Origin of the sequence: Burkholderia stagnalis (assembly GCF_902830275.1) — a bacterium.
GTDB classification, from domain to species: Bacteria; Pseudomonadota; Gammaproteobacteria; order Burkholderiales; family Burkholderiaceae; genus Burkholderia; species Burkholderia stagnalis.
Window position 1 is genome coordinate 37,212 of sequence record NZ_CADESW010000003.1, and the last position, 18,858, is coordinate 56,069.

General features: G+C 69.0%; 21 protein-coding genes. 11 read left to right on the top strand and 10 right to left on the bottom strand.

Translation table 11 applies throughout. The annotated features are described in order from the left end of the window. Nucleotides 1–16: 16 nt before the first annotated feature. A complete protein-coding gene (locus HWY45_RS07230) occupies nt 17–826 on the bottom strand; it encodes a MetQ/NlpA family ABC transporter substrate-binding protein (protein WP_059565788.1) in 810 nt (269 codons plus the stop codon). A 307-nt stretch (nt 827–1,133) separates the two neighbouring features. Between HWY45_RS07230 and HWY45_RS07235 the strand changes: the two genes are divergently transcribed. From HWY45_RS07235 to HWY45_RS07285, 11 genes are all read left to right on the top strand, one after another. Further along, nucleotides 1,134–2,291: a porin gene (locus HWY45_RS07235; RefSeq protein ID WP_059565789.1), complete on the top strand. Its 1,158-nt coding sequence runs from the start codon at nt 1,134–1,136 to the stop codon at nt 2,289–2,291. Between the two features lie 200 nt (nt 2,292–2,491). Further along, entirely contained in the window at nt 2,492–2,752 is a 261-nt protein-coding gene (locus HWY45_RS07240; RefSeq protein ID WP_017331139.1) for a DUF2866 domain-containing protein, read from the top strand. 87 nt (nt 2,753–2,839) lie between these two features. Beyond that, nucleotides 2,840–3,223: a DUF6232 family protein gene (locus tag HWY45_RS07245; protein WP_059801366.1), complete on the top strand. Its 384-nt coding sequence runs from the start codon at nt 2,840–2,842 to the stop codon at nt 3,221–3,223. Nucleotides 3,224–3,331: 108 nt separating this feature from the next. Continuing rightward, entirely contained in the window at nt 3,332–3,559 is a 228-nt protein-coding gene (locus tag HWY45_RS07250; protein ID WP_026044430.1) for a hypothetical protein, read from the top strand. Between the two features lie 351 nt (nt 3,560–3,910). Continuing rightward, nucleotides 3,911–6,187, top strand: a complete 2,277-nt coding sequence (locus HWY45_RS07255) for a TonB-dependent hemoglobin/transferrin/lactoferrin family receptor (RefSeq protein ID WP_059879538.1) — start codon at nt 3,911–3,913, stop codon at nt 6,185–6,187. Between the two features lie 49 nt (nt 6,188–6,236). Beyond that, on the top strand, nt 6,237–7,325 hold the full coding sequence (locus tag HWY45_RS07260) for a hemin-degrading factor (protein WP_059879535.1): 1,089 nt from the start codon (nt 6,237–6,239) through the stop codon (nt 7,323–7,325). Beyond that, nucleotides 7,322–8,230 carry a heme/hemin ABC transporter substrate-binding protein gene (locus HWY45_RS07265; protein WP_059879531.1) on the top strand — a complete coding sequence of 303 codons (909 nt, stop codon included), beginning with the start codon at nt 7,322–7,324 and terminating at the stop codon, nt 8,228–8,230. Before HWY45_RS07260 ends, HWY45_RS07265 begins: the two co-directional genes overlap by 4 nt. Nucleotides 8,231–8,245: 15 nt before the next feature. Further along, nucleotides 8,246–9,334 carry a FecCD family ABC transporter permease gene (locus HWY45_RS07270; protein WP_059879529.1) on the top strand — a complete coding sequence of 363 codons (1,089 nt, stop codon included), beginning with the start codon at nt 8,246–8,248 and terminating at the stop codon, nt 9,332–9,334. 63 nt (nt 9,335–9,397) lie between these two features. Next, a complete protein-coding gene (locus HWY45_RS07275) occupies nt 9,398–9,784 on the top strand; it encodes a VOC family protein (protein WP_059879525.1) in 387 nt (128 codons plus the stop codon). 22 nt (nt 9,785–9,806) lie between these two features. Further along, the gene (locus tag HWY45_RS07280) at nt 9,807–10,628 is read left to right on the top strand and encodes a heme ABC transporter ATP-binding protein (protein WP_059879522.1); all 822 of its coding nucleotides are present in this window, start codon (nt 9,807–9,809) and stop codon (nt 10,626–10,628) included. A 127-nt stretch (nt 10,629–10,755) separates the two neighbouring features. Beyond that, a complete protein-coding gene (locus HWY45_RS07285) occupies nt 10,756–11,133 on the top strand; it encodes a VOC family protein (RefSeq protein WP_059879519.1) in 378 nt (125 codons plus the stop codon). Nucleotides 11,134–11,151: 18 nt separating this feature from the next. Here HWY45_RS07285 and HWY45_RS07290 read toward each other — a convergent pair whose 3' ends face one another. The 9 genes from HWY45_RS07290 to HWY45_RS07330 form a co-directional block, all read right to left on the bottom strand. Continuing rightward, complete coding sequence (locus HWY45_RS07290; RefSeq protein WP_059879515.1) at nt 11,152–11,763, bottom strand: trimeric intracellular cation channel family protein; 612 nt, start codon at nt 11,761–11,763, stop codon at nt 11,152–11,154. An 11-nt stretch (nt 11,764–11,774) separates the two neighbouring features. Then, nucleotides 11,775–13,892 carry a penicillin-binding protein 1A gene (locus HWY45_RS07295; RefSeq protein WP_059879623.1) on the bottom strand — a complete coding sequence of 706 codons (2,118 nt, stop codon included), beginning with the start codon at nt 13,890–13,892 and terminating at the stop codon, nt 11,775–11,777. A 135-nt stretch (nt 13,893–14,027) separates the two neighbouring features. Continuing rightward, complete coding sequence (locus tag HWY45_RS07300) at nt 14,028–14,282, bottom strand: AraC family transcriptional regulator ligand-binding domain-containing protein (RefSeq protein ID WP_081069704.1); 255 nt, start codon at nt 14,280–14,282, stop codon at nt 14,028–14,030. Nucleotides 14,283–14,291: 9 nt separating this feature from the next. Continuing rightward, nucleotides 14,292–14,846, bottom strand: coding sequence for a GNAT family N-acetyltransferase (locus HWY45_RS07305; RefSeq protein WP_059879507.1), 555 nt, complete (start codon nt 14,844–14,846; stop codon nt 14,292–14,294). Continuing rightward, on the bottom strand, nt 14,843–15,436 hold the full coding sequence (locus tag HWY45_RS07310) for a helix-turn-helix domain-containing protein (RefSeq protein WP_059879504.1): 594 nt from the start codon (nt 15,434–15,436) through the stop codon (nt 14,843–14,845). The genes HWY45_RS07305 and HWY45_RS07310 overlap by 4 nt, the downstream gene beginning before the upstream one ends. A 133-nt stretch (nt 15,437–15,569) precedes the next feature. After that, the gene (locus HWY45_RS07315) at nt 15,570–16,406 is read right to left on the bottom strand and encodes a bifunctional allantoicase/(S)-ureidoglycine aminohydrolase (protein WP_059879501.1); all 837 of its coding nucleotides are present in this window, start codon (nt 16,404–16,406) and stop codon (nt 15,570–15,572) included. A 720-nt stretch (nt 16,407–17,126) separates the two neighbouring features. Beyond that, complete coding sequence (locus HWY45_RS07320) at nt 17,127–17,561, bottom strand: hypothetical protein (protein WP_059565803.1); 435 nt, start codon at nt 17,559–17,561, stop codon at nt 17,127–17,129. A 354-nt stretch (nt 17,562–17,915) separates the two neighbouring features. Further along, nucleotides 17,916–18,575, bottom strand: coding sequence for a methyltransferase family protein (locus tag HWY45_RS07325; protein ID WP_059879498.1), 660 nt, complete (start codon nt 18,573–18,575; stop codon nt 17,916–17,918). Between the two features lie 70 nt (nt 18,576–18,645). Continuing rightward, nucleotides 18,646–18,810, bottom strand: coding sequence for a hypothetical protein (locus HWY45_RS07330; protein ID WP_170304049.1), 165 nt, complete (start codon nt 18,808–18,810; stop codon nt 18,646–18,648). Between the last annotated feature and the right edge of the window lie 48 nt (nt 18,811–18,858).

The window sequence follows — 18,858 nt, forward strand, 5'->3', positions numbered from 1 at the left end:
GGGAAGGCAGGTACGGTCAGAACGCTGGGATGATCGCGCCGCCGAACTTCGCGTCGATGAACTTGCGCACGTCGTTCGATTCATATGCCGCGACGAGCTTCTTCACCCACGGCTTGTCCTTGTCCTGCGCGCGCACCGCGATCAGGTTCGCATACGGCCCCTTCAGATCCTCGACCGCGATCGCATCCTTCTTCGGCGTCAGCCCCGCCTTCACCGCGTAGTCGGTGTTGATCGATGCGGCGTCGAGGTCCGGCAGCGCGCGCGGCAGCTGCGCGGCATCGAGCTCGACGAGCTTGATCTTCTTCGGGTTCTCGGCAACGTCGAGCGGCGTGGCGTTCACGCCGTTCGTGCCGGCGCCCGGCTTCAGCTTGATCACGCCGTATTTCTGCAGCAGCAGCAGCGCGCGGTTGCCGTTCGACGGGTCGTTCTGGATGCCGACCTTCGCCCCTACCGGCAAGTCCTTGAGCGACTTGAGTTTTTTCGAGTAGAAGCCCATCGGCATCGTGTACGTCAGCCCGGCGTTGACGATCTTGTAGCCGCGCTGCTTGATCTGGCTGTCGAGGAACGGCTGGTGCTGGAAGCCGTTCGCGTCGAGATCGCCGGCGTCGAGCGCGGCGTTCGGCTGCACGTAGTCGTTGAATTCGACGATCTTGAGCGCGAGGCCGTCGCGCGCGGCCACCTTCGTCACTTCGGCCCAGATATCGGCGTCGGGGCCGCTCATCGTGCCGACCTTCAGTGTCTGCGGTTCCGCGTGCGCGCCGGGCGCCGCGAGCATCAGGGCCGCGCCGAGCGCGGCAAGGCCGGTCAACCAGTTCGAGCGTCGCATGGGGGTGTCCTCTGTCCCGTGTCGTTGTATGAACGCGCATCGTCGCATGGGGCCGGATCGGCTCCAACGAAGCTTATTTCATGACCATATTCCCGCACGGAATCAAACGTCAGCCGAAATCGGCATAACCGCCGCACGGGCATTCGGGCATGATTTGGTGTCGCATCGGCGCCACACTCATTAAATATGACAAGAGCTGTCACATACATTACGTGACGTCCCGATAAAGTTGCGGCCGGTCCGTAACAGCGCCGCCAGAGCGCCGGAACCGCAACTGGACACGCCATTTACTCGCTCGGAGAATCCTTTGAACAAGAAACTGTTGACCGCCGCCATCCTCGCAGCAACGGCCAGCGCGGCACACGCACAAAGCAGCGTCACGCTGTATGGCCTTATCGATGCAGGTGTCAGCTACGTGAACCACAGCGCCAAGACCGGGACGGTCCCGGGCAGCAAGCTGTTCAAGTTCGATGACGGCATTGCGCAAGGCAGCCGTTGGGGCCTGCGCGGCACGGAAGACCTCGGCGGTGGCCTGAAGGCGATCTTCGTGCTCGAAAACGGCTTCAACGTCGGCACCGGCGCGGCTGGCCAGGGCGGCGCGATGTTCGGCCGTCAGGCATACGTCGGCCTGAGCCAGGCTCAGTACGGCACGCTGACGTTCGGTCGCCAGTACTCGTTCTCGACCGACGTGCTCGGCGCGAACTACTCGACCGGCGGCAACACGGTTGCAGGCAACTACGCTTACCACGCCAACGACGTCGACCAGCTGACGTCGAGCCGCATCAACAACGCAGTGAAGTTCCAGAGTGCGAACTACGCAGGCTTCACGTTCGGCGCGTTGTACGGCTTCTCGAACTCGACGAATTTCGCCGGCGCAGCAGGCACGGGCGCCACGAACTCGGGCGGTTCGTCGCGTGCATACAGCTTCGGCCTGAACTACGCGAACGGCCCGTTCTCGGTCGGCGCCGCCTACACGGACATCCGCTTCCCGAGCCAGTCGGCCCCGGCAATCTCGACGACGATTGCGAACGTCAGCACGGGCAACGTCCGCGACCTGCGCACGTATGGCGTTGGCGGCCGCTACGTCTGGGGCCCGGCGACGGCATGGGCGCTGTGGACGCGCACGCAATTCTCCACGGTCTCGGGCACGGGCGGCACGTTCTACAACGCCTATGAAGCCGGCCTGAAGTACGCACTCACGCCGGCCCTGTCGGCTGCTGCGGGCTACACGTACACGAACGCGACGCAAAACGGCGGTTCGGCTCACTGGAACCAGGGCAACCTCGCGCTCGACTACGCACTCAGCAAGCGTACCGACGTGTACGGCCTCGTGATCTACCAGAAGGCATCGGGCGACGGCGTGCAGGCACAGATCGGTTCCAACTCGTCGAGCTACTTCGGCACGTCGGGCACGAACTCGTCGAACCAAATCGCCGCTCGCGTCGGTATCCGCCACAAGTTCTAAAGCATCCGCTTAACACGCGGATCACGACGGCAAGAACGCCCCGCTCTCCGGCGGGGCGTTTTTTTATGGGCTTTTAAGTTTCGCTTAATTCTGGGTTGAGAGGATGCTCTCACCCCCCCTGTTGGCCGCCTGAGCATCGGCGGCTTTTTTTTTACACCGGCAACACGGCCGGCCACCACGAGACAGGATCGGAGGCTACGATGATCGAAGATACCGTTTTCAGCCATCTGCATGCGATTCTGACGCGCGAGCACTCGCTGCCCGTCCAGAGCTGCCGCGTGTCGGTCGAGATGCAGCGCCCGTGGGGGCGCCCGTACCGGCTCGTCGAATGGACGATGCATCTCGATGCGCCCGCACGACGCCAGATCGTGCCCGCCGAGTGCACCGATGCGGAAATCGCCGAACTGGTCGCCTCGCACGTGCCGGGCCGCCTGTACGGCGACGGCCGGCTGCAATTCTGATGCCCTGCCGCCCCGTGCGGCACTCCGTCCCGTGCATCGCGGCCATGAAGTCTGCTACGCTGCGCGTTTTCGTCCACGCCACACACGATGGAAAACGCATTCAACGAACGCGGCGTGATGGTCACGCGCAACGGCCTGTCGGCCGCCGGGCAAGTCTTCCCGCTGCGTGACATTCGCCACGTCGACGTCGTCACCATTCCCAAGAACAAACTCGTCCCGTCGCTCATCTCGGTGATCGGCGCCGTGTCGGCTGCCGCGGGCGGCCTTTACGGTTCGAGCGCCGCGCTCGTCGTCGGCGTGATGCTGGCGGTGGTCGGCTACCTCGCGTGGCTGACGCAGGACGTGACCTACCGGCTCATCGTCGACATGCCCGACGGCAAGCGCGAGGCGCTGTCGAGCGTCGACGTCGTATTCGTCGAACGGGTCGCGCAAGTCGTGCGCAGCGCCCAGACGGCCACCGCCGCGAGCTGACCTCCCCGGTTCCTTCCGCATCCCGGCGCGCGCGCTTTTCCGCAGTGCCGGCGACCGCCTAGTATGGAAAGATCGGCGCCCGGCGCCGCATCGACCGAGGAGGTCGGCATGAACGTTCAATCGCTGTCCGGCATGCTCCGCGCGCAGGAATTGCTGATCGTCTCGATGATTCGCGCGCTTCCCCTCGACGAACGCCGCGCGCTCGCCGAGATCTTCGCCGAGCAGATCGCGTTCGCCGAAGAAGCTCATCTCGAAGCCCGCGGCGACCGCGACACGCACGACGCATTCATCGCGCACGCGCGCAGCCTGCTGATCCGCGTCGAATCACTGTCGTAGCGCGGCGTCGTTGCCTGCGGCGCGCGCGGGCGGCGGCATCGCACGCCTGACCGGCCCGGCATGCCCGATGCGCCGGGCCGTCGATCGCGCGCGCCGCAGGCCCCGCTCGCCGGTCGCCCCATCCAATCGTTCGCGTCACCCCGCCTCCCGCCGAAGCATGTCGCCGCCGTTGCGCGCATTCCCGCCGGCTCGTCGAATCTTGTATTGATAATAATTCTCATTTACACTTCGACAAGTTTCATCGCTTTCCTTTCATCAACCAGCCGTCCGCCCCATCGCGCGGACGGGCCAGCCAGGTGAACGCGTCACCCAGCCAGCCTCCGGGCTTGTTTCATCACTGGGAGACCACCTGTGCATTGCTCTACGTTGGCGCGGCGGCCGATTTGCGCCGCGTTGTTCGGCGCCGTCGGCCTGTCCGTCGCGCCGGCTTTCGCCGAATCCTTGCCGCAAGGCGCCACGCCGCCCCCTGCCGCCATCCTCGCCGCGTCGACGCGCGGCAATCCCGCGCTGCTCGACCCCGTCTCCGTCACGGCCACCCGCACCGCGACCGCGGCGAGCCGCACCGCCGCCTCCGTGTCGGTGATCACCGACGAGGACCTCGAGGAACAGCAGGCCGCGAACATCAAGGACGCGCTGCGCTACGAGCCGGGCGTCACCGTGCGCCGCACCGCGTACCGGCCCGGCAGCGCCGCGCTCGGCGGCGGCCGCGACGGCGATTCGAGCATCAACATCCGCGGCCTCGAAGGCAACCGCGTGCTGCTGATGGAAGACGGCATCCGCCTGCCGAGCGCGTTCTCGTTCGGCCCGCTCGAAGCGGGCCGCGGCGACTACGCCGACCTCGACACGCTGAAGCGCATCGAGATCCTGCGCGGGCCCGCATCGGCGCTGTACGGCAGCGACGGCCTCACCGGCGCGGTGAACTTCATCACGAAGGATCCGCAAGACCTGCTGTCGATCTATCGGAAACCTTACTATTTCTCGTTCCGGCCGAGCTACGACTCGGCCGACCGCAGCATCGGCGCGACGGTGTCGGCCGCGGCCGGCAATGATCGCGTGCAGGGCATGATCATCGCCGATGGCCGGCGCGGCCACGAGATCGACACGCGCGGCGGCAACAACAGCGCGAGCACGCTGCGCACGACGTCGAATCCGCAGGACGTGTACTCGGAATCGCTGCTCGGCAAGCTGGTGCTGACGCCGACCTCGCGCGACACGATCAGGCTCACCGCGGAAACCGTGCAGCGGCGCATCAACACGAACGTGCTGTCCGCGATCAACCCGCCGCAGACGCTCGGCCTCACGACGCAGGACCGCCTCGAACGCAACCGCTTCAGCGTCGACTACGACTTCCGCGACGACACGCTCCGCTGGTTCCAGACCGCGCATGCGCAGTTCTACTACCAGGAAGCGACGCAGGATCAGTTCGCGTTCGAGACGCGCGGCGGCACGCTGCGCTCGCGCTCGCGCAACAACCGCTACGCGGAGCGCACGTTCGGCGGCTCCGCGTTCGCGGAAAGCGCGTTCTCGACCGGCCCGTTCGCGCACAAGCTGATATATGGCGTCGACGGCAGCCTGTCGCGCGTGAAGAACTTCCGCGACGGCACGGTGCCGGGCGTCGGCGAGGCATTCCCGAACAAGGCGTTCCCGGACACCGACTACACGCTGCTCGGCGCGTTCGTGCAGGACCAGATCGGCTACGGGCGGCTGCTCGTCACGCCGGGGCTGCGCTTCGACGCGTACCGGCTGAGCCCGAGCGCGAACGATCCGCTGTTCACCGGCAAGGCCGTGTCGTCGAGCGCGCGCGAACTGTCGCCGCGCGTCGCGGTGCTGTACGAGATCACGCCCGCGCTGATTCCATACGTGCAGTACGCGCACGGCTTCCGCACGCCGACGCCGGACCAGGTCAACAGCAGCTTCTCGAACCCGGTGTTCGGCTATACGTCGATCGGCAATCCGGACCTGAAGCCCGAAACGAGCGACACGTTCGAAGCGGGCCTGCGCGGCAAGGCCGGCACCGGCTACGGCGTGGTGCGCTACAGCGCCGCCGCGTTCACGGGCCGCTACCGCAACTTCATCTCGCGCACCACGATCGCCGGCGCCGGCCGGCCGAACGATCCGTTCGTGTTCCAGTACGTGAACTTCGCCGACGCCCGCATCCACGGCCTCGAAGGCCGCGCGGAATGGATCATGCCGAACGGCATCACGCTGAAGACCGCGCTGGCCTTCACGAAGGGCTCGACGCAGAACAACGGCGCGGCCAGCCAGCCGCTCGACACGGTCAACCCGTTCTCGGCCGTGTTCGGCGTGCGCTACGAGCCGGGCGAGCGCTGGTTCGTGCAGACCGACCTGCTGTTCCAGGCCGCGAAGCGCGACAAGGACATCCCGGCCGGCGCGTGCTCGCAGACGAACAAGCCGTGCTTCGCGCCGCCGTCGTCGCTCGTCGTCGACGTGCGTGGCGGCTACCGCTTCAACAAGCACGTGAGCGCCACGATCGGCATTCGCAACCTGTTCGACCGCAAATACTGGAACTGGTCGGACGTGCGCGGCATCGCCGCCGATTCGCAGGTGCTCGACGCGTATTCCGCCCCCGGGCGCACCGTCGCCGTCAGCATGAAGGTCGATTTCTGATGCGCGCCGCCTGCCTGCCCTCCCCATCCGTCACCCGAAGGAGTCCGACATGATGCAATCCGCCCTTCCCGCCCAACCGGCCCCGCATACGCGTTCGGCCGCCGCGCTGCGCGACGCGTTCGTCCAGCTCAAGCGCGAGCGCCAGCTGCGCAACCGCGACGCCGCGCAGGCGCTCGGCGTCAGCGAAGGCGAGGCGCTCGCCGCGTTCGTCGGCGAGCACGTCGTGCGGCTCGACGCGCGCTTCCCGACGATGTTCGAGGACATGCCGCGGCTCGGCCGCGTGATGGCGCTCACGCGCAACGAAGCGGCCGTCCACGAGAAGGACGGCGAGTATGCGCAGATGAGCCACGACGGGCCGGTCGGCCTCGCGCTCGGCGACATCGACCTGCGCATCTTCTACCGTCACTGGGCATCGGCGTTCGCGGTGCGCGACGAGACCGCGCACGGCACGCTGAAGAGCCTGCAGTTCTTCGATGCGCACGGCGACGCGATCCACAAGGTTTATCTGCGCGCGCACAGCGATCACGCGGCCTTCGACGCGTTCGTCGAGCGCTGGCGCGCGCCGCAGCAGGAACCGGGGCTCGCGGTCACGCGGGCCGTACCGAAGGCGCCCGAGCGCGCCGACACCGAGATCGACGTCGCCGGTTTCCGCGCGGCGTGGGACGCGATGACCGACACGCACCAGTTCTTCGGCATCACGCAGCGCTTCGGCGTGAGCCGCCTGCAGGCGCTGCGGCTCGCCGAGCCGCAGTACGCCTACCCGGTCGACACGCGCGCGCTGCGGTACGTGCTCGAACACGCGGCCGGCAGCGGGCAGCCGATCATGGTGTTCGTCGGCAACGCGGGGATGATCCAGATTCATACGGGGCCGGTCGCGAACGTGCGCGAGATGGGCACGTGGATCAACGTGCTCGATCCGGGCTTCAACCTGCACGTGCGCGAGGACATGATCGCCGCCGCGTGGGTCGTGAAGAAACCGACGAGCGACGGCATCGTCACGTCGGTCGAGCTGTTCGACCGGCAGGGCGAGCACGTCGCGCTGCTGTTCGGCGAACGCAAGCCGGGCCGGCCGGAACGCGACGACTGGCGCGCGCTCGTCGCGAGCCTGCCGCACACGTCGCGCGGAGACGCGCAATGAGCCGTGCCCCGTTCAACCGGCAGCGCCGCATCGTGCTCGCGAGCGCGGCGGCCGGCGCGCTCGCGGGCGTGCTGCCTGGCCGCGGGCACGCGCAGGCGCCGTCGAAGCGCGTCGTCGTGATCGGCGGCGCGCTCGCGGAAACGGCATTCGCGCTCGGCGGCGCGGATACGCCGGGCTTCCGGCTCGTCGGCGCGGACACGACCTGCACCTATCCGGACGCCGCGCGCCGCCTGCCGAAGGTCGGCTATCAGCGCGCGCTGTCGGCCGAAGGCCTGCTGTCGCTGCGCCCGGACCTCGTGCTCGCGTCGGCCGAGGCCGGGCCGCCCGCCGCGCTCGCGCAGGTGAAGCGCGCCGGCGTCACGGTGACGGCCTTCGACGAGCGCCACGACGTCGATTCAGTGCGTACGAAGATCACAGGCGTCGCGCAGGCGCTCGACGTGCGCGACGCGGGCGCGGCGCTGCTGCAGCGCTTCGACCGCGACTGGCAGGCCGCGCGCGATGCGGTTGCCGCGCGGCCGCCCGGCGGCGCGGCGGCGCCGCGTGTGCTGTTCGTGCTCAATCACACCGGCAACCAGGCGCTCGCCGCCGGCCAGCGCACCGCCGCCGACGCGATGATCCGCTATGCGGGCGCACGCAACGCGATGCAGGGCTTCGACCACTACAAGCCGCTGACGACCGAGGCGCTCGCCGCCGCAGCGCCGGACGTCGTGCTGATTTCCGACGAAGGGCTCGCCGCGGTGGGCGGCCGCGCGGCGCTGCTCGCGGCGCCCGGGTTCGCCGCGACGCCGGCCGGCCGCGCGCAGCGCGTCGTGTCGCTCGACGCGCTGCTGCTGCTCGGTTTCGGCCCGCGCCTGCCGCTTGCCGTCACGACGCTGCACCGACGCCTGTCGGATGCGTTCGCCTGATTCCGGATCGATCCGATGCCCGCACATGCTTCGCCCCTTTCCGCGTCATCGCACGCACCGTCGTCCGGCGCCCTGCGCATCGGCGCGTCGCGCCGCCTCGCGCCCTACGCGCTGGCGGCGCTCGCCGTCCTGGTTCTCATTGCCGCGCTCGTCGCGCTGTGCGTGGGCGCGTATCGCATTCCGCCTGCGCAAGCCTGGGCCGCTCTGACCGGCGACGCCGCCGCGCAACAGGCACGCGCGGTGCTGTTCGAGATCCGCGCGCCGCGCGTCGTGCTCGCGCTGCTGGTCGGCGGCGGCTTCGGCGCGGCGGGCGCGGCGATGCAAGCGCTGTTCCGCAATCCGCTCGCGGATCCGGGGCTCGTCGGCGTGTCGAGCGGCGCGGCGCTCGGCGCGACCACGACGATCGTGCTCGGCCCCGCGCTGTTCGCCGCGCATGCGAGCGCCGCCGCGCTTCCCGTCGCGGCATTCGCGGGCGCGCTCGCGGTCGCGGCGCTCGTCTACCGGCTCGCCGCGTCGCGCGGCCGGCTCGCGCTGCCGCTGCTGCTGCTCGCCGGCATCGCGATCAACGCGCTCGTCGGCGCGGCGATCGGGCTGCTCACGTTCGTCGCCGACGACGCGCAGCTGCGCTCGCTGACCTTCTGGAGCCTCGGCAGCCTCGGCGGCGCGCAATGGCCGGCGCTCGCGGCGGTCGCGCCCTGCGTCGCGATCGGCTGCGCGCTGCTCGCGCGCGAACGCGATGCGCTGAACGCGCTGCAGCTCGGCGAAACCGAGGCGCTGCATCTCGGCGTGCCGGTGCAGCGGCTCAAGCGACGCGTGCTCGTCGCGGTCGCGCTGGCCGTCGGCGCGCTCGTGTCGTGCGCGGGGATCATCGGCTTCATCGGGCTCGTCGCGCCGCACTGCGTGCGGCTCGCGTGCGGCCCCGACCAGCGCGTCGTGCTGCCCGGCGCCGCGTTGCTCGGCGCGCTGCTGACGCTCGTCGCCGATCTCGCCGCGCGCACCGTGGCCGCGCCGGCCGAGATTCCGCTCGGCGTGCTGACCGCGTTGCTCGGCGCGCCGTTCTTTCTCGCGCTGCTGTGGAAAAGCCGCGGCGCGCTGGGGGGATGAGCGCGCCGGAGATCATGTCGCCGCCCATCCCCGATGAACCGATCCACCTCGCCGGAGACTCACTTGTCATCGCTTGCCTCGACGATCAACGCACTGCGCCCGTTCGTCCCATCCAGGGATTTCGACACGAGCAAGCGCTTCTATCTCGAACTCGGCTTCACGCTGGCCTACGACGGCGAAGGCATCGCCGAGCTGCTGTTCGGCCGGCACAGCATCCTGCTGCAGGATTTCTACGAACCTGCGCATGCGAACAACACCATGCTGCAGATGGTCGTCAGCGATCTCGATGCATGGTGGCGGCACATCGATTCGCTGTGGCTGACCGAACGCTATGCGCTCAACGCGCCGATCGCGCCGACGATGCAGCCGTGGGGACGACGCGTCGCGTTCCTGTTCGATCCGTCCGGCGTGCTCTGGCACATTTCCGAGGCGGCGCCCGCCGCGTCCTGACGCGCTCCATCCGTTCCCGACCATGCTCATCGCCCATCAACTCGACGTCTCCCGGCGCCGCGCCGCCATCCTTCGCGACGTGTCGCTGTCGATCGAACCCGGCCGCGTCACCGCGCTGCTCGGCCGCAATGGCGCCGGCAAAAGCACGCTGCTGAAAGCCCTGGCCGGCGAGCTGACGGGCAGCGGATCGCCGGCCGGCGCACGCGTGTCCGGCGCCGTCACGCTGAACGGCGAACCGCTGGCGCGCATCGACGCGCCCCGGCTCGCCCGCCTGCGCGCCGTGCTGCCGCAGGCGGCCCAGCCGGCGTTCCCGTTCAGCGTCGACGAAGTCGTGCTGCTCGGCCGCTATCCGCATGCGCGCCGCAGCGGCGCGGCGTCCCGGCGGGACCGCGAGATCGCGTGGTGTGCGCTCGAACGCGCGGGCGCCGATGCGCTCGTCGGCCGCGACGTCACGACGCTGTCCGGCGGCGAACTCGCGCGCGTGCAGTTCGCGCGCGTGCTGGCGCAGTTGTGGCCCGACGACGATGGCGGCACGGCGCCGCCCCGCTATCTGCTGCTCGACGAACCGACCGCCGCGCTCGATCTCGCGCACCAGCACCGGCTGCTCGACACCGTGCGCACGGTCGCGCGCGAATGGCGGCTCGGCGTGCTCGCGATCGTCCACGATCCGAACCTCGCCGCCCGTCACGCGGACTGCATCGCGATGCTCGCCGGCGGCACCATCGTCGCGCACGGCGCGCCGCGCGACGTGATGACGCCCGCGTACATCGCGCGCTGCTATGGATTCTCCGTGAAGATGGTCGATGCCGGCGACGGTGCGCCGCCGGTGATGGTGCCGGCGTGAGGGCGCCGGTACTCGGCTCGGCAACCGATACGCACGATATCCGCGACGTCATGAGCCAGCGTCGTGCAACCCGAGCGGATCGCATTCGAAAGACCCACCGCAACGCCAACCACGACAGGACACTGACATGCCGATTCCCATGACCCGCGTGATGCTCTACGTCCACGACGTCGCGCTGCTCAAATCTTTCTACCGGCAATACTTCGACTTGCCGATCGTCGAGGAAATCGAGGACGAATGGATCGTGCTCGATGCAGGCAAGGTCGAACTGGCGCTGCATCTCGCGGGCCCGGCTTTCCGCGGCGCAGCGTCCGTCGATCGACCTCGCCACACGAACGTCAAGCTCGTCTTCTCGATCGCGTCGGGCCTCGATGCGCACCGCGCGCGGCTGGCCGGCGACGGCATCACCGTGCGGGATCTCAAGCGCTTCGACGGCTTCGCGTACCGGATGTATGACGGCGTCGATCCGGAGGGCAACGTGTTTCAGGTCATGCAGGCCGACTGAGCGCCGGCACGCCCGCCCTCAACGCTCGACGTCGGCCACGCCGAACGTCCGCATCTTCCAGCCCTGGCGCACCGCGAGCATCCGCATCGCGAAGCCGGCGGCCAGCGCAATCACCGTCGCCCCATCGGCATCGATGCCCAGGTGCTGCATCCCGACATACAGCGCGCCCGTGCAGAACGCGACGCTCGCATACAGCTCCTCCCGCAGGATCAGCGGCATCTCGTTGCACAGCAGGTCGCGCAGCATCCCGCCGCACACGCCGGTGATCGCGCCGGCCAGCACGACGATGATCGACGCGTGGCCGGTCGCCGCGCCGATGTCGCAGCCGATGATCGTGAACGCCGCGAGGCCGACCGCATCGACCGTGACGAACTGCGTCTTCATCCGCGCGAGGTGCCGCGCCGCCCACGACGCGAACGTCGCCGCGGCGAGCGTGATGACGAGATATTCGGGATGCGCGATCCAGCCGAGCGGATAGTGGCCGAGCAGCACGTCGCGCACCGTGCCGCCGCCGAGCGCGGTGACCGCGCCGACGAACGCGAGCCCGAAGCGGTCCATCCCGCGCCGCATCCCCATCAGCGCGCCCGACATCGCCTCGGCGACGATCGCAATCAAGTACAGCGTATGCATGTCGCGTCGCCTCAGTCGTCGGTCCGGAACAGGTCGAGCACGCGCTCGCGCTCGGCGGCGTCGACCGCGGCGGGCGTCGCGTCGCGATCTGCCGCAGGTGCGTCCGCGGCCGCGGCGGACGCGCCCGCCGCACGCACAGCCCCGCATGCGAAATCGCTGCGCACGAACGGCGGCACGTCGGACGTGCAGGTGCCGCGCGTGTATTCCGCGTAGACGAAATCGCCGTCGACGAGCGCGACGTCGGACGGCGGCGCCCGATCCACCGGCGCGCGGCCGTCGACCGCCGTCTTCATGTAGTCGAGCCACACCGGCAACGCGAGCGTCGCGCCGGTTGCGCGCCCCATGCTGCGCGGCGTGTCGTAGCCGAGCCACGCCACCGCGGCGACGCCGGACGAGTAGCCGGCGAACCACACGTCCTTCGAGCCGTTCGAGGTGCCCGTCTTGCCGGCCGCATCGTCGCGGCGCAATGCCAGCGCGCCGCGCGCGGTGCCCGCGCGCACGACATCGCGCAGCATGCTGTCCATCACGAATGCGTTGCGCGCGGAGACGACACGCGCGCCGGCGGCAGCCGGTGCGTCGTACAGCACGCCGCCGTGCCGTTGCTTCACCGACGCGATCAGGCGCGGCTCCATCCGCATCCCGCCGTTCGCGAACACCGCGTACGCGCTCGCCAGCGCGAGCGGCGTGACGGCGCCTGCGCCGAGCGCAAGCGGCAGCGATGCCGGGTTGCGCGGCCCTTCGAACCCGAAGCGCAGCGCATGCTGCTGCACGTACCGCGCGTCGGCCGCCTGCATCAGGCTCACCGCGACGAGGTTCTTCGATCGCACGAGGCCGCGCCGCACCGCGATGAAGCCCTCGTAGCGGTTGCCGAAATTGCGCGGCCGCCACGGCATCGCGCCGGTTTCCTCCCGCGTCAGCGTGCGCTGCGTGTCGTCGACGAGCACGCCCGGGAAATAGCCCTTCTCCAGCGCCGCCGAATAGACGAACGGCTTGAAGCTCGAACCGGGCTGACGGTAGGCCTGCAGCGCATGATCGAACACGTTGCGGTTGAAATCCGCGCCGCCGACGAGCGCGAGCATGTCGCCGGTTGCCGCATCGACCGACACGAGCGCGCCTTCGAGCGGGTTCTTCGCATCGGCCTTCGCCGGCGGCCGCCGCAGCGCGCGCGCGAGCGCCGCCTCGGCTGCGCGCTGGTCGCGCATCGAGATCGTGGTCGTCACGTCGAGGCCGAGCGTGTATGCGTCGTCGTGAAAACGTTCGACCATCATGCGCCGCGCGCGCTCGGCGACGTACGGCGCGGCGAGGATGCCGGGCGGCCGCGTCGCCGCCAGCGCGATCGGCGCATCGACGGCTGCGCGGTACGTCGCGTCGTCGAGCTGGCCGAGCGCATGCATGCGGCCGAGCACGTAGTTGCGCCGTGCGGTCGCGCGCGGCGGATTGACGACCGGGTTGAACGCCGACGGCGCCTTCGGCAGGCCGGCGAGCACCGCCGCTTCTCCCGCGCTCAACGCGTCGAGCGGCTTGCCGAAATACACCGACGCGGCCGCCGCGAAACCGTACGCGCGCTCGCCGAGGTAGATCTCGTTCATGTACAGCTCGAGCAGCTTGTCCTTGCTGTATTCGCGTTCGAGCTTGACCGCCATCAGGATCTCGGCGAGCTTGCGGCTCAGCACCTTGTCGCGGGTCAGGTAGAAGTTGCGCGCGACCTGCATCGAGATCGTGCTGCCGCCCTGGCCCGGCTGCCCGGTGACAAGGTTTGCGAACGTCGCGCGCGCGAGCCCGCCGACGTCGACGGCGCCGTGCCGGTAGAACTGCGCATCCTCGGCCGCGAGCAGCGCGTGCCGCATCAGCGGCGGAATGCGTTCGAGCGGCACGAACTCGCGGCGCTCGACGCCGTATTCGGCGAGCAGGTCGCCGTCGCGGGAAAAGATCCGCAACGGCAGCGCGGGGCGATAGACGGCCAGATGCTCGACGGACGGCAACTGCGTCCAGATGCGGTGGATCGTCCACGCGCCGATGCCGGCGCACGCGAGCGCCAGGCCGAGCAGCGCGCCCGCGAGCGTGCGCCAGTAGCGGCGGCGGCGCGGCGGCGCGGATTCCGGTGGCGTGGGAGCGGTGTGGTCGGTCATGTCGGGTTCCTTCTTGGATGCCGCGGCGGCATGGCGCGCGACACGCCGCCATCCGTCGCTGAAGGCGCGCATTGTCGAAGGGTTGCCCCGAAACCGGAACAATCTTTAGCCAAAGTTGGGCTGGCTGAATTTTATTTAGGAAAGGGGCGGCAGCCGGTGGCAGGTGGTCAACCGCCGGCGGCGGCCCGCGAGCGTGATGGCGTCCATGCCGGTCGCGCTGCTCGACAGGCCATACCCGAGCAGCCCGTACGCCGACAGGTGGTGCGACAGCCCGAGCTTCAGGCCGAGGCCGGCTTCGTCCCCGGACAGCCGCCACAGGTTCGACGCGACCGCCCGCTCCTGCGCGGCCGACACCGTGAAGCCGGGGCGCTCGCAGACGGTCGACGCGATCGACGCGTTCTATCGCGATGTCGCGCGCCGGATCCAGGCCAGTTGCCTGTGAAAGAACGTCGTCCCGCAGTACGTGCCGTCGGGCATCAACGCATAGTTGGGCACGTCCCCGACGCGCTGCCAGCCGGCCCGCTCGTACAGCCGCGCGGCATCGCTGCCGGTCACGGTGTCGAGCACGAGCACCGACTTGCCGGCCGTGCGCGCGGCGTCGTCCGCCGCGGCCATCAGGCGCGCGCCCACGCCCTGCCTGCGCGCCGTGCGGCAGACCAGCATCTTCGCGACGTCGGCGCGATGCGGCTGGTTCTCGGGCTGCGCGGTGATCAGCTGCACGGTGCCGACGACGCGGCCGCCGGCATCTTCGGCAACGAGCAGGATTCGCTCGTCACGCATCACGCTTTCGGCGACCTGCGTCCAGAACCGCACGGCGGTGTGCCGCGCGATCGGCAGCATGAAGCTGACGGATGCGCCGCCTTCGACGCAGTCGATCAGGATGTCCGACAAGGCGTCGATGTAAGCCATCACGCTGTCGGGGCCCACGCGCCGGACGGTGATCGATTCGCTCATTTCCTGCTCCGTGGTGCGTCGGCGGACAGGTTGCACAGTGCGACGAGATAACGCGCCGGCCGGCGCGACGGGTTTCGATAGCTGATCGGCTGGTCCAGCTTCATCGCGAGGCAGTCGCCCGTGTCGAGTTGCCATTGCCGATCGCCGACGGTCACTTCCATCGTGCCTTCGACGACCCAGACCTGCTGGTGGATGTCGGCATTACGGATGCCCGTTTCGTATGCGACCTGCTTCCCCGGCGGAAACTCGACCTCGACCAGTTGAATCGGCGACCACGCAGGCGGCGACAGGTTGCGCCGGACGTAGCCCGACCCGGGATCGGTCCAGCGCGCCTGCTCGCGCGATGGCGCATGCGGCGACAGCTCGGCGGACGTGGCGGCCTCCGTCGGTTCGAACAGCGACGCGACGGACACGCCAAGCGCGGTGGACAGCTTGTCGAGGACAACGGCGGTCGGGCTGCTTTGCCCGCGCTCGATCAGCGAGATGTTCGAGCGGCTGACTGCGCTGCGCTCCGCGAGGGTGTCGAGCGACCAGCCCCTGGCGTCGCGAAGCTCGCGGACGCGTTGGGCGATTCGGGTGTGGATGTCCATGCAATCTAGTTTAATGGATTGAATTTCCAGTAAACTAGATCAGGCGATTTTCCCTGTCAATGCACGAAGCACCCAGAAAAAAACCCGCCGGCTTGCACCGGCGGGTTTTTCATTCCGCGAATGCGCGATGCGTTCAGCGCGGCGCGTTCAGCGTCAGGTTCATGTGACGGTTCACGTCCTTGTACAGCAGGTAGCGGAAGCGGCCGGGGCCGCCCGAGTAACACGCCTGCGGGCAGAACGCGCGCAGCCACATGAAGTCGCCGGCCTCGACCTCGACCCAGTCCTGGTTCAGGCGATACACGGCCTTGCCTTCGAGCACATAAAGCCCGTGCTCCATCACGTGCGTTTCCGCGAACGGGATCACGCCGCCCGGCTGGAACGTCACGATGTTCACGTGCATGTCGTGGCGCATGTCGCTCATGTCGACGAAGCGCGTCGTCACCCACGCGCCGTCGGTGCCAGGCATCGGGATCGGCTCGACATCCTGCTCGTTGGTCACGAACGCTTCCGGCAGCGGAATGCCGTCGACGGCCTGGTAGCGCTTGCGGATCCAGTGGAAACGCGCGGCGGCGTCGCTGACGTTGTGCAGCGTCCACGCGGCGCCCGGCGGAATGAACGCGTAGCCGCCCGGCTTCAGCACGTGCTTCGTGCCCTGCAGCGTCAGCGCGACTTCCCCTTCGACGACGAACAGCACGCCTTCGGCTTCCTTGTCCTGCTCGGGCTTGTCGCTGCCGCCGCCCGGGCTGACTTCGACGATGTACTGCGAGAACGTCTCGGCGAATCCCGACAGCGGACGCGCGAGCACCCACAGGCGCGTGTTGGTCCAGAACGGCAGCCAGCTCGTCACGATGTCGCGCAGCACGCCCTTCGGAATGACCGCGTACGCCTCGGTGAACATCGCGCGATCGGTCAGCAGGTCCGTCTGCGGCGGGTGGCCGCCATGCGGCGCGTAATACGTTGTCTTAGACATAAGGCATCCAGGCAATGGGTTGGTCCGGTCCCCGGCGGCGACGGTGTCCTGCGATGCATCTGCGAGCGGGGCGCGCAGGCGGCAGGACGCCGTTGCCGGGGAAACGTGAAAGCGGGTCGGCTTCCGGTCGGTCGGCCAGGTTCGCGACGGCCCACCCGGTTCGGCGAGTGGTCGCGGCTGCGCTCGGCGGCCGTGCCGTCCTGCCGCGACGCAGCGGCGTCGATCGGCCTGGCGTGGCAACGGGCGTGGTCTGATTCCGTGCGCGGGCAGCGTTGACGATAGCGAAGTCGTTCGCGATTCACCAATTAAATGTCACGATGGTTTCCATTCGATTTCGCACTACTGTGGCGCGGGTGTCGGCTGGCGTCGGCTGGCGTCGGCTGGCGTCGGCTGGCGTCGGCTGGCGTCGGCGGGTGTCGGCGGGTGTCGGCGAGTGTCGGCGGGTGTCGGCGCATGCACGCAGCGTCGACGCGCGGCAGACGGCAATCATGGTTTGAAAACGTAGAGAAGGAATCAGTGTGCCGCGCACATCGCATTATCGATGGCGGGTTCGGTGCGCACGCGCGTGGCGCGACGTGGCGTGGGGAGAATCTGCGGAGGGGGTGCTGCGCGATGCCCGGCGCGCGAAACGCGGCGGGCATCGCAGGGGCGTGGCGGTGGTTCGCGCCCGGTGTGCGTGTCGCACGCCGGACGGGTCAGCCCGCTACGCCGGCATCACGATCAGTCGTCGTGATGGTGACGGCGATGCTTGTGGCGACGATAGCCGCGATCGTAGTCGCGGTCATACGAGTTGCGCTGGAGGTTGCCGCCGAGCGCCGCGCCGGCGCCGCCGCCGACTGCCGCGCCGAGCAGGCCGCCCGTGCGGCCGCCCATCGCGTTGCCCGCCGCGGTGCCTGCACCGCCGCCGAGCGCGCCGCCGATGATCGCGCCCGTGCGCTCGTGACGGTTCGCCGTCACCGCGCCGCCGGCGCCGCCGCCGATCGCGCCGCCGATCACCGAGCCGGTGCGGCCGCCGACCGCGCCGCCGACCGCCGCGCCGGCAACCCCGCCGAGCGCGCCGCCAAGGGCGTTGTTCAAATCGTTAGCTGCTGCCGGCAGCGCAGTCGCGCCAGCAAGAGCGGCGACGACGAGGGTGGAGGCGATCTTCTTCCACATGCCCGTATTGTTCCTTGTTCGCAATCTGATTATCGAGGGTTCGCTCTGTACGTCGATCTGATCCGGCCGGCATCGCCGCGCACATTGCATTGTGCAGGGGGCCGGACGAATGCATTTCAAAGAGCTTGCGGCGAAGAATAGCATCGCTCCCCGACGCTTGCCGCGAAGATTCTGGTAACAAGTTGTGTGAGCTGCGGAAAGAGTTACCGAATGCGTTACAACCGGCGCTCAAACCCGCCGTGGCGCGGGTTTGCGGCTGTTACAGATACGCTCCGGCCCCGTGAAATCGCCCCGTGCGGCGTCGCGCGGATGCAACCGGCGGTCGGTCGTACCGCCCCGGCAAACGGCAAAGGGTCAGTAGACGCCGGGAATCAGGCGCCAGGTGTGCGCGCAGTACGCGTCGTACTCGGCCCCGAAATGCGCACGCAGCAGCGCTTCCTCGGCGCGGATGCGCGCGACGAGCGGCGGAATCGTCAGCACGGTCAGCAGCACGCCGGCGCCGGCGCGAAACGCCAGCGCCCAGCCGAGCGAATTGACGAGCAGGCCGAGATAGCTCGGGTTGCGGATCACGCGGTAGAGGCCGTCCGTCACGAGCGCATGGCCGGGCTGGATCGCGACCAGCCCGCTGAAACGGCGGCCCAGCACGAACACGGGCCAGATGCGCAACGCGCCGCCGGCGATGAACAGCGCCACGCCGGCCCAGCGCAGCGTTTCGCCGTCGAGGGTCCACACGTCCATGCGGTCCGTCCACGCGGGCACGTATGCGGCGAGGAAGCCGAGCGCGCCGAACGCGGCGAGCACCCAGCGATTGCCGCGATCCTCCTGCTCGCCGGGGCTCAGGTTGGCGCTGCTGAACAAGGCGACGACGGTCATCACGAGCGTCGCGATCGCGACCACCGTCAGCGCGGGATGCGCGAAGAATGCGGCGAACCCGCCGATGCCGAGCACCGCGAGCCCGAGATAGGCGAGCGTGGCCGCGACCGACAAGGCCGCGACGCCTGGCGTAAGCGACATGGGTGCCTCGCTTGGACGAGCCCTTTCCGCTGAAGTATAGGAGGACGGCGGCGCGGCGCCTCGTGCAAGGTCAGCGAATGCGGAACGAGCCGCCGATGCCGACGCTGACCGGCGGCGCGTAATAGGCCGGCGCGTAGCCGTAGTAAGCCGGTGCCGGCGCATAGCCGTAAGGCGGTGCGACGACGCAGCCGCACAGGCCGCTGATCAATGCGAAGGTGACGAGTAGTCTGGTCATGAACGGTTTCCCGGCGTGCAGGACGATGGACGCGTGCCCGATTCGAGC